Annotated in this window: 14 protein-coding genes; 10 read left to right on the top strand and 4 right to left on the bottom strand. The window is 48.9% G+C overall.

Features of this window, described 5'->3' with window-relative positions:
- Positions 1-42 precede the first annotated feature (42 nt).
- From Q8O77_RS04435 to tyrA, 3 genes are all read left to right on the top strand, one after another.
- Positions 43-648, top strand: coding sequence for a DNA-J related domain-containing protein (locus Q8O77_RS04435; protein WP_305551658.1), 606 nt, complete (start codon positions 43-45; stop codon positions 646-648).
- Positions 649-890: 242 nt separating this feature from the next.
- Positions 891-1,949, top strand: coding sequence for a 3-deoxy-7-phosphoheptulonate synthase (locus tag Q8O77_RS04430; protein WP_305551657.1), 1,059 nt, complete (start codon positions 891-893; stop codon positions 1,947-1,949).
- A gap of 1 nt (position 1,950) precedes the next feature.
- The gene (tyrA, locus tag Q8O77_RS04425) at positions 1,951-3,084 is read left to right on the top strand and encodes a bifunctional chorismate mutase/prephenate dehydrogenase (protein WP_305551656.1); all 1,134 of its coding nucleotides are present in this window, start codon (positions 1,951-1,953) and stop codon (positions 3,082-3,084) included.
- A 15-nt stretch (positions 3,085-3,099) separates the two neighbouring features.
- Here the strand turns inward: tyrA and Q8O77_RS04420 are convergent, their stop codons facing one another.
- Complete coding sequence (locus Q8O77_RS04420) at positions 3,100-3,981, bottom strand: TIGR00730 family Rossman fold protein (protein ID WP_305551655.1); 882 nt, start codon at positions 3,979-3,981, stop codon at positions 3,100-3,102.
- Between the two features lie 149 nt (positions 3,982-4,130).
- On the opposite strand from Q8O77_RS04420, the gene Q8O77_RS04415 reads away from it, so the two are divergent.
- The 6 genes from Q8O77_RS04415 to Q8O77_RS04390 all read left to right on the top strand — a co-directional run bounded on the left by Q8O77_RS04415 (position 4,131) and on the right by Q8O77_RS04390 (position 9,231).
- Entirely contained in the window at positions 4,131-5,537 is a 1,407-nt protein-coding gene (locus Q8O77_RS04415) for an MBL fold metallo-hydrolase RNA specificity domain-containing protein (RefSeq protein WP_305551654.1), read from the top strand.
- A gap of 95 nt (positions 5,538-5,632) precedes the next feature.
- Positions 5,633-6,619, top strand: a complete 987-nt coding sequence (locus tag Q8O77_RS04410; RefSeq protein ID WP_305551653.1) for a lipopolysaccharide assembly protein LapB — start codon at positions 5,633-5,635, stop codon at positions 6,617-6,619.
- Between the two features lie 47 nt (positions 6,620-6,666).
- Positions 6,667-7,062 (top strand): VOC family protein, encoded by a 396-nt coding sequence (locus Q8O77_RS04405; protein ID WP_305551652.1) that lies wholly within the window; start codon positions 6,667-6,669, stop codon positions 7,060-7,062.
- Between the two features lie 167 nt (positions 7,063-7,229).
- Positions 7,230-7,472 (top strand): hypothetical protein, encoded by a 243-nt coding sequence (locus tag Q8O77_RS04400; protein WP_305551651.1) that lies wholly within the window; start codon positions 7,230-7,232, stop codon positions 7,470-7,472.
- Positions 7,473-7,676: 204 nt separating this feature from the next.
- Positions 7,677-8,309 carry a hypothetical protein gene (locus tag Q8O77_RS04395; RefSeq protein ID WP_305551650.1) on the top strand — a complete coding sequence of 211 codons (633 nt, stop codon included), beginning with the start codon at positions 7,677-7,679 and terminating at the stop codon, positions 8,307-8,309.
- 157 nt (positions 8,310-8,466) lie between these two features.
- The gene (locus Q8O77_RS04390) at positions 8,467-9,231 is read left to right on the top strand and encodes a hypothetical protein (protein ID WP_305551649.1); all 765 of its coding nucleotides are present in this window, start codon (positions 8,467-8,469) and stop codon (positions 9,229-9,231) included.
- A gap of 102 nt (positions 9,232-9,333) precedes the next feature.
- Here the strand turns inward: Q8O77_RS04390 and Q8O77_RS04385 are convergent, their stop codons facing one another.
- Both Q8O77_RS04385 and Q8O77_RS04380 read right to left on the bottom strand, forming a co-directional pair.
- Entirely contained in the window at positions 9,334-9,651 is a 318-nt protein-coding gene (locus Q8O77_RS04385) for a CcdB family protein (protein WP_305551648.1), read from the bottom strand.
- Positions 9,651-9,899 (bottom strand): type II toxin-antitoxin system CcdA family antitoxin, encoded by a 249-nt coding sequence (locus Q8O77_RS04380; protein ID WP_371133436.1) that lies wholly within the window; start codon positions 9,897-9,899, stop codon positions 9,651-9,653. The genes Q8O77_RS04385 and Q8O77_RS04380 overlap by 1 nt, the downstream gene beginning before the upstream one ends.
- Before the next feature lie 371 nt (positions 9,900-10,270).
- Here Q8O77_RS04380 and Q8O77_RS04375 point away from each other — a divergent pair, with 371 nt between their 5' ends.
- Positions 10,271-10,696 (top strand): potassium channel family protein, encoded by a 426-nt coding sequence (locus Q8O77_RS04375; protein WP_305551647.1) that lies wholly within the window; start codon positions 10,271-10,273, stop codon positions 10,694-10,696.
- A 28-nt stretch (positions 10,697-10,724) separates the two neighbouring features.
- Here Q8O77_RS04375 and Q8O77_RS04370 read toward each other — a convergent pair whose 3' ends face one another.
- The gene (locus Q8O77_RS04370) at positions 10,725-11,915 is read right to left on the bottom strand and encodes a chorismate mutase (RefSeq protein ID WP_305551646.1); all 1,191 of its coding nucleotides are present in this window, start codon (positions 11,913-11,915) and stop codon (positions 10,725-10,727) included.
- Between the last annotated feature and the right edge of the window lie 64 nt (positions 11,916-11,979).

Here is an 11,979-nt window from a genome sequence, read left to right as displayed (position 1 = left end):
CGACACTTGTCGGCCTTTTTTCTTTTTGGCATAGTGCACCCTATGACCGATACGAAAGCACCACTGGCTATCCCCATTCTTAACTTGTTGCAAGGCCAGCTGGAAAGCCTGATCCTGGCGTTTACACCGGCGCACAGCCCGATAGAAGAGCAGTACTTGCTATCACGGCTGGGGTTAAAGCTACGCAGCGATACGCTGCAAAGCGCCGATCTTGCCCGCTTTCAACAACACTTTGTGCTGTACCACCTGTTATACCGCATTCAGCAGCACTGGCTGGCACAGCGTCACGGCTATTTAGCCATTGGCCTGGCCAAACTACAGTTACTACCGTTAACGCAAGCATTGCCACCAGACTCCGATGCCGGCCGGCAAGACTATTATCTGAACTGGCAGAACTTTTATGCCATGACAGAGCAATTACTTGATCAGCATCTGGATGCTTTCTGGCAACAGCTGCAACGACCGGTTGCACCGGTAAGTACTATGGCGCACAGCGAAGCACTAGCCTTGCTCGACCTACCTGCTGCGTTTACGCCGCAACAGCTGAAAAAAGCTTATCGCACTAAAGCATTACAGCTACATCCGGATCGCGGTGGCGAGCAGCAGCAATTTATTTTACTGCAACAGGCTTATCAACAACTGCAGTAACCCGGCTGATTGCACTTTTTTGTACACTTAACTGTACGTATTTTCTGTGGTGCAATTATTTGCTGCTATCTTGATTTTATTGGCTTTCAATGGGTTGACGTGCCGCTTTCGGATCTTTACTATTTGCAAATCGTATTTAAATGATTACGTGTTGTATAGTAAAGTTTACGTAAGGGCGCGCCTTAGCAACTTCAGCGTTTTTACCTATGCTTACCTGCAACACCGCACACCGGAGTTTTAGCATGAGTAAAATAGTAGATGACCTGCGCATAGTGGCAGAAAAGCCGTTAAGCCCACCGGCAGTGTTAAAAAAAGTATTGCCGTTGTCAGAGCAGGGCGCGCAGTTTGTGCAACAGGCGCGTAATACCATTGCCGATATAGTACACGGCCGCGATAAACGCCTGCTGGTAGTTACCGGCCCTTGTTCCATTCATGACCCTGTAGCAGCGCTTGAATACGCGCAAAAGTTAAAGCAACTGCAATTGCAGTATGCCGACAGCCTGTACATAGTGATGCGGGTATATTTTGAAAAGCCGCGCACTACAGTGGGCTGGAAAGGCTTTATTAATGATCCGCATTTGGACGACTCGTTCGATCTGGAAACCGGTTTAACCTGGGGCCGCGAGCTGCTGCTGAAGATGGTAGACATGCAGCTGCCTACTGCTACCGAAGCGTTGGACCCTATCAGCCCGCAGTATTTGTCAGATCTGATCAGCTGGTCAGCTATTGGTGCCCGCACGGTAGAGTCGCAAACCCATCGCGAGATGGCCAGCGGCTTGTCGATGCCGGTCGGCTTTAAAAACGGCACCGACGGCAATTTAAATATCGCTCTGAACGCGCTGCAATCTGCCGCAAGTGGCCACAGTTTTATTGGTATTAATCAGCGTGGTGAAGTCAGTTTGGTGCAAACTGCCGGCAACCCCGACGGCCATATTATTCTGCGCGGTGGCGCTAAACCGAACTATGACGAACAGAGCATTGGCGAGGCGCTGGCTAAACTGGATAAGCTGAAATTACCACGTGGCATAGTAGTAGATTGCAGCCATGGTAACTCAAATAAAGATCATAACCGTCAGGGCGAAGTGGCGCACAATGTACTGGCGCAGCGTCTGGCCGGCAACGACGCCATTATCGGCATTATGCTGGAAAGCCACTTGCACGCCGGCCGCCAGGAGCTGATTGACGGCAAAGCCGAAAAATACGGCGTATCGGTAACCGACGCCTGTATCGACTGGGATACCACAGCACAGCTGCTGGCCAGCCTGCATCAGCAAATGCAACCGGCAGTGGTGGCAGCTTAAGATGACAGACCCGCAAGCGACACAGGCACTGTTGCCGCTGCGCCGGCAAATAGACAGTATCGACAGCCAACTGGTGGCGCTGCTGGCACAGCGCGCTAAAGTTACCGCTCAGGTGGGTAAAATAAAGCAGCAGTTTGCCTTGCCGGTATATGTGCCCGAGCGTGAGCAAGCGCTGCTGGCCGCCAGGCGTGAACAAGCGCAGGCACTTGGCGTATCGGCCGATCTTACCGAAGATGTACTGCGGCGTATTATGCGCGAGTCTTACCAAACCCAGGAGAGTGGCTTTGTGTGTTGCCGCAGGGGCGGTGGTAAGGTTGTTGTGGTCGGCGGGGCAGGCGCGCTTGGCGCCCGCTTTGTCAGCCTGTTCCAGCGCTCCGGCTACGAGGTTGTGGTACTGGAGCAGCATGACTGGCCGCAGGCGGAGGCGATCTGTGCCAATGCGGTACTGGTGTTGTTGGCGGTACCCATTACGCTGACCGTACAGCTAATTAATAAATTACCGGTGTTGGCAGCCAACTGTGTACTGGCAGACATTACCAGTATTAAGCAACAGCCGCTTAATGCCATGCTGCAGCAACATAAGGGCCCGGTGGTCGGGCTGCATCCGATGTTTGGCCCGGATATTACCAACCTGGTAAAACAGGTAGTGGTGGTGTGTCATGGCCGTGATGAAAGCCAGTACCAGTGGTTGCTAAAACAGCTTAACGTCTGGGGCGCCGAATTGGCAGTAAAGCAGGCGGCTGAGCACGATAGCGCCATGCAGCTGATTCAGGCCATGCGGCACTTTTCCTCCCTGGTGTATGGTGTGCATTTAGCCGATGAAAACGCCGATCTTAATGAGCTGTTGCAGCTAAGCTCACCAATCTACCGGCTGGAGCTGGCGATGGTAGGGCGCTTATTTGCGCAAAACGCCGAGCTGTATGCCGATATTATGTTGTCATCCGGCGAAGTAGCTGCTTTGCTGGAGCGCTATCAGCAGCGCTTTACCGCATTGTTACAACTGCTTAAAGCGCAGGACAAAGCCGGTTTAATGGCACAGTTTGGTAAGGGCCAGCAGTTTTTCGGTGACCTGGCCGGGCAGTTTTTACAAGAGAGTAAACAACTGCTGCAAAAAGCTGCTGACAGCCGCAGTTAACCCAACTGCGGCGGGTTATTTCTGCAACTGATAGTAATCCAGTATCAGCTGCCAGGCTTGCTCCGCTGTATCAGCGTATTGAATCAGCTGCAGATCTGAGGCGCTGATCACGCCTTCTTCTACCAGCATGTCAAAGTTAATCAGCTTTTGCCAAAAGGCTTTGTCATACAAAATTACCGGTACCCGCGCAGCCTTTTTGGTTTGAATCAGGGTTAGGGTTTCAAACAGCTCATCTAAGGTACCAAAGCCACCCGGGAAGGCCACCAAAGCGCGGGCGCGTTGTAAGAAATGCATTTTACGAATAGCAAAGTAGTGAAACTGAAAACAAAACCGCGGCGTAATGTAAGGGTTGGGTTGCTGCTCTCTGGGCAGTACGATATTTAAACCTATGCTTTCACCGCCGGCGTCCATAGCACCGCGGTTGGCCGCTTCCATCACCCCGGGCCCACCACCGCTGATAATGGTCATGGCGCAGTCGGGGTTACAACAGCTGTAGCGGGTTGCCAGCGCTGAAAACTGCTGTGACGCTGTGTAGTATTTGCTGTTATCTAACTGCTTTTTTGCCCGCAGTAGTGCCTGTTGGTTTTGTGCTGTATCGGCTGCTGTCAGCTGCTTTTCTGCCAGGGCTACTGCGGTTTTTGCTTGATCCGGCGATAAAAACCGGGCGCTGCCAAACACCACTATGGTAGCGGTAATATTGTGCTGCTCCAGTACCAGCTGAGGTTTTAAGTATTCTAATTGCAGCCGCACGTGGCGCAGCTCGTCCTGCATTAAAAACTCGTTGTCGGCAAACGCCAGCCGGTATGAGCTGTGATCCTGTAATTTCGCTATGGCATCCAAAGATTGTTGTGCCGACGCCAAATGGCGTTCATGTAACTGATGTGGGTCGCCTGACATGCTGTGTCCCCATAGTGTGTTATTACCCGCTAAGTAGTCTTAGCTTAAGACAAAAGCGGCAAAACTAACATCTTGTTTGATCCAGGCTAATCTTTAACTGGCCGTGTTGCGCTATAACAACTGCACTTACACTGAAAAGGAACTGTTTAATGCCTCTTTCTGCTACCTTGGAATTTATCGGTGCTGCTCAGCAGGTTACCGGCTCGTGCTATCTTATTAAACTACAGAATAAACAGATTTTACTCGACTGCGGTATGGTGCAGGGCGCCGATCAAATTCGGGAATGGCATAAGTTTCGTTTTGCGTTTAAACCCAAAGACATCGATTTAGTGATTTTATCCCATGCCCATATCGACCATAGCGGCTTGTTGCCGCTGCTGGTGGCGCGTGGTTTTGCTGGCAAAATACTTTGTACACCCGGCACCGCCGAGCTGTTGCCGGTACTGCTGAAAGACTCAGTGCATTTGTATTTAAAAGACCTGGAATGGCAAAACAAAAAAGCGGCGCGTGCCGGTAAAAAACTGCAAGAGCCGGTGTTATCTGTCGCTGATGCCGAACGCGTAGTGCAGTTGTGTGACACAGTGGCCTATAAAAAACGCGTAACGCCGCTGCCCGGGCTGGAGCTGGAGTTTGCCGATGCGGGGCATATTCTGGGTTCAGCCATCATACAGTTGTGGTTGAAAGGCGACAAAGCCATGCGCAAGCTGGTGTTTTCCGGTGATTTAGGCAACCCTGCTACCGTGCTGATGCACGACCCGACTGACATTGGCCAGGCCGACATCGTGCTGATGGAAAGCACCTACGGTAACCGTAACCACCAGAATATCGACAATTCGCTGGACGAAATGGCACAAGCACTGGAGCAAGCCAATAAAGATGGCGGTAATGTGTTTATTCCGGCTTTTGCGCTTGGCCGCTCACAAGAAATTCTGTATTACCTGGCGCTGTTACATCATCAGGGCCGGTTAAAGCAGCGCATGGTGTTTCTCGACAGCCCCATGGCTATCAGCATTACCAATATCTACAACGATTACCTGCACTGCCTGGACCAAAAAGACTTAGCGGCTATTGGTTTTAAACAAGGCATGCAACTGCAGGATTTACTGCCGATGCTGCGCTTAACCGAAAGCGTGGAAGAGTCGATGGCGATAAACCGCGTTAGCGGCGGAGCTATTATTATTGCCGGCAGTGGTATGTGTAACGGTGGCCGTATTGTGCATCACTTTAAACACAGTTTATGGAAAAGCTCTAACCACCTTATTTTTGTTGGCTTTCAGGCCTATGGTACCTTGGGCAGACGTTTGGTAGACGGCGAGCGGCGGGTAAAACTGTTTGGCCAGGAAATAGTGGTAAAAGCCAAAGTGCACACCATCGGCGGTTTTTCCGCCCATGCCGGCCAAAACGAGCTGCTGGATTGGGCGCAGGCTATTGGCGGTAAGCCTCAGTTTTATCTGGTGCATGGCGAGCCAGAGGCACAAGCAGTGCTGCAGCAGGAGTTGGCACAGCTTGGCATAGCGGCGAAAATTCCGGCCAAAGGCGATGTTATTGAACTGTAGGTGCAGAGTAACATTTTGTTACTTCTGGCCTATGGTGTTAGCGCACGTCACTACTCTATAGTGCTAATCATCTTAGGCGCACTATGGAAATTATTATGTTCAAACCTACCTTGCTTGCGGGGCTTATGCTGCCGGTGCTGTTAATGAGTGCAGCGTCGCTGGCCGACACCAGTTCCCTCACTACACAGGTTAAAGCCTTATGGCAAGCCGGTGATATGCAAGCAGCACAAGCTTTGCTAAGCCCTATGGTGACTAAAAAAACCAAAGATGCCCGGTTGCTGGCTTTGCTGGGGCAAACCGAGGCGTTGATAAACAACGCCGATAAAGCCGAGGATTTGCTGGAAAAAGCGGTGAAGCTTGACAGCAATAACGCAGATTACCAGCACTGGTATGCCACGGTAAGCTGTAATCTGGCATCTTCTGCCAGTATGTTCAGTGCGCTGGGTTATGCCAAGCGTTGCAAAAACGCCTACGAAACCGCGCTTGAGCTGGCGCCACAAAACCCGCGCAGCTATATAGCGCTGGGCAGCTTTCTGGCTCAGGCACCAGGCATTGCCGGCGGCGATAAAGATAAAGCGTTGCAACTGGCTGCGCGCTTAAAGCAAATAGAGCCGCTACAAGGGGCACTGCTGGAGCTAAATGCCTCTGATTTACAGAACGATGCCACCTTTAATGCACTTTTAGCCAAAGATAAATTGCTAACGCAGCGGCCGGAAACCTACCTGCAGCGCGGTGTTGCGTTTTCACGTGCTGATGAGCATGCCAAAGCGATGGTACTGTTTGAACAGGCTCTGACCATGCCGGCAAGCGACGACGAGGCCGCCGAAGCTAAAGCTCAGGCGTTGTACCAAATTGGCCGCTCGGCAGTAAAAGGCAAACTGGCTGTGGATAAAGGCATTGCGGCTTTGCAGCAGTTTCTTGCGCAGCAGCCGGCAGCCGATAATATCGATTGGGCCAAATTGCGTTTGGGCCAGTTATATATAGCGCAGCAGCAACAGGCTAAAGCAGAAGAGATTTTAAAACCGCTGCTGGCATCGACACAAGATAAAGAGTTAAAGGATGAGCTGCAAAAGCTGCTCTGATACACTCAGGGCCTTAGCTTGCTGTGTCAGAATATCAGGGCTTTTTTATGCCACGACCAACCCTTAGCGCCATTCATCATGTGGCGATAATTTGTAGTGATTACGCCCGCTCAAAGCAGTTTTACACCCAATTGCTGGGCTTAACGGTTATTGCCGAAAATTACCGCCGCGAGCGTGATTCATGGAAGCTGGATTTAGCCCTGCCAAACGGTAACCAAATCGAGCTATTCAGCTTTCCCAACCCGCCAGCAAGGCCAAGCCAACCCGAAGCGCAAGGCCTACGCCATCTGGCGTTTGTGGTAGATAGCGTTGCAGAATTTGCCGATTACTTAACCGCGCAGGGTGTAGCAGTAGAACCAATCCGCATCGACGAATTTACCAACAAAGCCTTCACCTTCTTTCAAGACCCCGACGGCCTGCCGCTGGAGTTGTATCAGGGCTGAGGTTGGGGCGTATTAAATTATGGATATTCGTTTCAACGTGCTAATTTTCCAAAAATGAAGTAACTGATTTACACACAGCTAGCAGCCAAGACTGGATTGAATTTTGGAGCTAGCGGGTTTATAACTTTTGAATAAACTGTTGTGAGCTACTCAATGAGGGGGGTTTGATGGCAACTAGAAAAAGCATGAAACAATGGATAGTTGTATGCCTTCAAAAGCGAGGTGGTAGTGGCTGGCCTCGTGAAGTTTCAAAATACGTTTGGGATAACCACGAATCAGAGCTCAAAGCTTCCGGCGATATTTTATATACTTGGCAATATGATATTCGGTGGGCCGCTCAACAGTTGAGAAATGATGGAATTCTCAAGCCTGTAAATGGAAGACGTGATTTGCCATGGGAGTTAGCGTAGCTGCATTTGCTGACAAGCGTTTAGTTTTTGAGCATGAAAGTGTAATTGAGCTATAAAAAGAAGCAATCTTGATTTTATCTAACTTCTAAAATGAGCTGATAGCTAATTTGACCATGCAACCTTTTCTAGTAGCAAAAATTTCCCACTAGCTTAAGTATAAGTTTTACGTTTGATCATACCCGTAGCGGTCGTTTGGATAAAATAATGAAAAATCGTGGATATCGCAATGTTGAATTTAGCCCACAGATTGATGGGAAGCTTTGCCCATACGTTGTTTTGGAAGGACCTTTAGCTAAGCGTGTTACTGGCTTGTCCCTCATTTGGAATGATATCAAAGCAGTGCGAGAGATTATCTCTCGCATAGTGCCGAATCCTGAAGACTCAATAAGTAACCGTGGTCTTTTTTTTGGAGCGTTGGCGTTGTATGGGAAGTGCTTTACGCAGGCAAACGGGCGTGGTGTGAAGTTGGAAGCAAAACAGATTTTCCACAGCGCCGAAGCGCTGGCAAGCCATGAGCATTTAATGCGGTTAAGGCATGAATTAGTAGCTCATGGTGGAAATGCGCAAGAAGAACAGCTAAAAATTGTTCTTCTGCTTGATCCCAATATAAAGAAGCTCCGCGGGCTTGAGGGATATGGCGCGACGGCAAATGGTTTGGATGAGCAAGCTCGTGACGATTGCTTGGATACAATTGAGTTAGTCTGTAGTTACGTTGAAAAGAGTTTATCCAAGGCTAATGATAAGTTATGGGATGCTGTTCAGGAGGTGGGTTCGGAATGGGCATATAAACATGCTAATTGGCCAAATTCATTAGATAACAGCGACATGACTGAATAGCGCGAACGCAGCTTACTGACCAATATGTTGTAAGATGAGTTGATAACCTTTTGGTTTTTCGCATCATTGGATTTAAGTAAAGATTTGATATGGCATGATAAATCTAAACGTACTGTTTTTTTAATTTATTTTTATTTTGACCTCATGGGAATTGTACGTGGACAGTAAGAACAAAATAGATCCAAGCAAAATAAATAAACCAATTCAACTTCTTGGAGCTTGGTTAGTAGGCTTAATAGTTGTTAACGGAAGTTTTTTAGCGGCAGCTATTTCTTTAGATGAGCTATCTTGGGCTCGGGGACTACTGATAATTGCTGCCGTCGTTAATGTCCCTATATTTTTATTCGCGATTTTTCTATTGCAAACCAAATTTCGTCCTGAAATGCAAGAGGACTCCTATTATCATGATTATCTGCTAAGCAAATCAGGTAACCCAAAAAGTAAGCTTAAAATACCCTCAATAGTTTCCGAGGCTGATCAAGAACCCGAGGTAATTAATGATACAGGAGTTGACTGGAAACCCTATAAGATATTAATTAATCCTCATCTGGCTGATTATCTAAGGATAAAAAACAATTTAAACAAATTAGAAATACCAGTAACAGGAGAGTTCGGCCAATACTTATCTGCGGATTTAGCTGCACCCGCAATCATGTTTGGGCGAGGGTTTAAGCAAAAAAATATTCATTTGTTACTCAAAGCATTGTCTGGAACTACTGTTCAGTATGTAACTTACGGTGCTGATGAGGATGAAGTGGACCAATATAACGATACTATTCTGATTGGACCTATTACGAAGCAGTATAAGTCTAACGGTATCCCGTTAAGTGATTTTGTCGAAGCAGTTGAGTCTGGAATTCTTGACGAAAGCCAATTCTACTCAGATATAATTATTACCCACAATGACGGGTATGATGAATAGAGCCTATATTTGAGAAAATATGATAGAGGTGCGTAAAAACGGGCTGTAGATAGTTGTACAGGCTACTGATATCCCGTAGAAATCGCTGGTTTAATACTGATGTCAAATACCCGAGATAACAAAATCCAGCGCGGCGATAATTTCACTTCGATAGGCCGATAAATCACCTGCTGCAGCGCCGAGCTGGCGGCGCTCAATTCCGGCCAGATCCTGGGTCATGGCGATAAGTTGTTCGCCGTTTAGTGTCAAACTGGGGTTAAGCCGGCTCAGGCTGATAGCAGCAACCAGTTTGGCGGGAGAGAGCGGTATCACCACTGTAGTTTTCAGCTCGTTTAGTAAGTCGCTTTGAATATCCAGTAAGTACGGATACTGCTGTTGCGTAACTGGGTTACTGTTAGCATAAGCGGTAAACTGCGCCATTAAAATTTCCTGACACTGTCGCTAAAAGTACCGTTCGTTTCAACAAACCGGTTGTAAGCTGCAATAGCGTCTTTATTTTCGCTCAGCCATTTTGCACGCTGGGCGCTGCGCAATTGCTCAGCTAACGCCTGCTCCAGCGTGGCGGACAAGTTAATATTTAAACCGCGCGCTTTCTCCAGCAAATCGCTGTTAATACTGACATTAGTCGGCTTTTTCGGTGCGGCAGTGTTATATGCATGGTTCATCATGGCGTCTCCATGTGTTTAATGCGTATATGATATGCGCATATGCGATGACCGGCAAGTTGAATGGCAACGCAGTTTAATTTCAACAAGATAAAGCGCTTGATTTACATTTGGATAGCAACATAGACTGGATAAAATTTTGCAACTTGCGGGATTCTGGCAACGCAAGTCGCAGGTTCAGGTCTCCTAAACAAGAAGTACCAGGCAAATACAACAGTGATGCATGGTACAAAAACATATTACAAAGCGCTTTGCATTAGCTTCCGCTGCTACCCATGATCAGCAGACACCTTCTATAGTTAAATATCGCATCCGCCCTGGTTGCAGGTAAGCAATGGGGCAACGGCTAAGGTTGTCACGGACTGAGGTATAACATGTTTTATGTCGTTCTGATTAACTGTTTGGTTGTCGCGACAGCAGTGCTGGTGCATTACGAATTTTTAGTCCGCTTATCGTCAGTTATCCCGAAAATGCAGATAAAACATCGCTATAAAATTGTGTTCGGCGTATTTGGTGCTTTAGTGGCGCATATGGTTGAAATCTGGCTGTTTGCTTTGGTGTATTATCTGATGCACAAAGCCGAAGGCTGGGGCGAGCTTACCGGTAATTTTAACGGCAGCCTGATGGACTGCGTGTATTTCTCTTCTACGGTGTTCAGCACTGTGGGCTTTGGTGACATAGTGCCGATGGGCGATTTGCGCTTTTTAACCGGCATTGAATCGCTAACCGGGTTGGTGCTGATTACCTGGTCGGCGTCTTTTTTATTTTTTGAAATGCAGCGCTACTGGATTACGCATTAAGGGGCCCGAAGCCCCTTACTCTCCGTTATCAGCCGGTAGTTACCTGGGTTGGCTCGATATCTTCACTGGGGTAACAGCCGAGTACCTTAATAAATTTGGTAATTTTATTCAGCTCTTCCAGGGCGCGGGTCATGGCGTAGTCGTTCAGGTTGGCGAATACGTCAACATAAAACATCTCTTCCCACGGGTTGCCGTTAATTGGCCGCGATTCCAGCTTGCCCATGCTGATCCCGTGCTGCTTCAGCACTAATAACGCATCAACCAGAGCGCCCGGTTGCTGGCCGGTGTACATAATAAAAGTGGTTTTTGCCGGCAGGGCCTTGGCAACGGTTACCGGTTTGCGTGCTACCACGATAAAGCGGCTGACGTTATCTTTTTGGTTGGCCAGGTCGCGGGTCAGCACTTCAAGGCCATATAACTGGCCGCCTTCTTCGCCGCCAATGGCTACTACGGTTGGGTCTTGCTGCTGTTTAATGCGGTTAAAGGCATCCGATGAGCTGTCGCAGTATTCAATTTTTACCTGCGATAAACCCTGCAGGTATTGGCTGCACTGGGCAATAACCTGCGGATGGGCACACACCTGGCGGATTTTAGTTAAATCGGTGCCGGGCAGGCCGAGCAGACAATGGGCGATAGGGTGGGTCAGCTCGCCAACGATAGACAAGCGCGTATGCTGCAGTATGTCATAAACTTCGTTAATACTGCCGGATGAAGTATTCTCAATTGGCAGCAGGGCGTAATCGGCGTGGCCGGTTTCTACCGCCTGAACAATCTCGTTAAAGCTGTCGCAGCCTTGTTCGATAATGCGTGCGGCGCGGCGGGTAAAGTACTTTTGCGTGGCCCAGTAACTGTACGAACCCTGGCCACCGAGAAATGCCACCCGCACTGCCGGGCTGTCGGTACCGTTCAGCTGGCCCTGAATTTTTGCCTGTTGCTGCAGTACCGAGTCTTCAATAATCACATGGTACAGCCGCGTAACGTACTGGGCGTCTAACCCCAGCGGTTTGCCCTGGCCGATAAGGGATACCAACAGCTCCTGCTCGCGCTTTTGATCGCGGATCGGTTTATTCTGTGCCAGTTTGGCATCGGCTACCGCCAGCGCCAGTTGCCGGCGTTTGGCCAGCAAGCCCAGCAGCTGTTGGTCGGTATCGCTTATCGCGTGGCGTATTTCGTCCAGTTCCATGTTGATGATCTCTTTGTCTGGTTCATAAAAAGGCAAAAAAAAACCTCCCGGCGGGGGAGGTTTTCAGGTTTTACTGCGCGCGCAGCTCACCGCCTCCCGT

The sequence above is a fragment of the Rheinheimera sp. genome, assembly GCF_030690345.1.
Classification (GTDB): Bacteria; Pseudomonadota; Gammaproteobacteria; order Enterobacterales; family Alteromonadaceae; genus Alishewanella.
The sequence above is the reverse complement of the archived record's forward strand: the minus strand, read 5'-3'. Positions and strand labels throughout refer to the sequence as shown.

Coding starts and splice junctions, on each gene's coding strand:
- Q8O77_RS04405 (WP_305551652.1), top strand. CDS start 6,667: ATGCCACGACCAACCCTTAGCGCCATTCATCATGTGGCGATAATTTGT.
- tyrA (WP_305551656.1), top strand. CDS start 1,951: ATGACAGACCCGCAAGCGACACAGGCACTGTTGCCGCTGCGCCGGCAA.
- Q8O77_RS04430 (WP_305551657.1), top strand. CDS start 891: ATGAGTAAAATAGTAGATGACCTGCGCATAGTGGCAGAAAAGCCGTTA.
- Q8O77_RS04400 (WP_305551651.1), top strand. CDS start 7,230: ATGGCAACTAGAAAAAGCATGAAACAATGGATAGTTGTATGCCTTCAA.
- Q8O77_RS04375 (WP_305551647.1), top strand. CDS start 10,271: ATGTTTTATGTCGTTCTGATTAACTGTTTGGTTGTCGCGACAGCAGTG.
- Q8O77_RS04395 (WP_305551650.1), top strand. CDS start 7,677: ATGAAAAATCGTGGATATCGCAATGTTGAATTTAGCCCACAGATTGAT.
- Q8O77_RS04410 (WP_305551653.1), top strand. CDS start 5,633: ATGTTCAAACCTACCTTGCTTGCGGGGCTTATGCTGCCGGTGCTGTTA.
- Q8O77_RS04435 (WP_305551658.1), top strand. CDS start 43: ATGACCGATACGAAAGCACCACTGGCTATCCCCATTCTTAACTTGTTG.
- Q8O77_RS04420 (WP_305551655.1), bottom strand. CDS start 3,981: ATGTCAGGCGACCCACATCAGTTACATGAACGCCATTTGGCGTCGGCA.
- Q8O77_RS04385 (WP_305551648.1), bottom strand. CDS start 9,651: ATGGCGCAGTTTACCGCTTATGCTAACAGTAACCCAGTTACGCAACAG.
- Q8O77_RS04415 (WP_305551654.1), top strand. CDS start 4,131: ATGCCTCTTTCTGCTACCTTGGAATTTATCGGTGCTGCTCAGCAGGTT.
- Q8O77_RS04380 (WP_371133436.1), bottom strand. CDS start 9,899: ATGATGAACCATGCATATAACACTGCCGCACCGAAAAAGCCGACTAAT.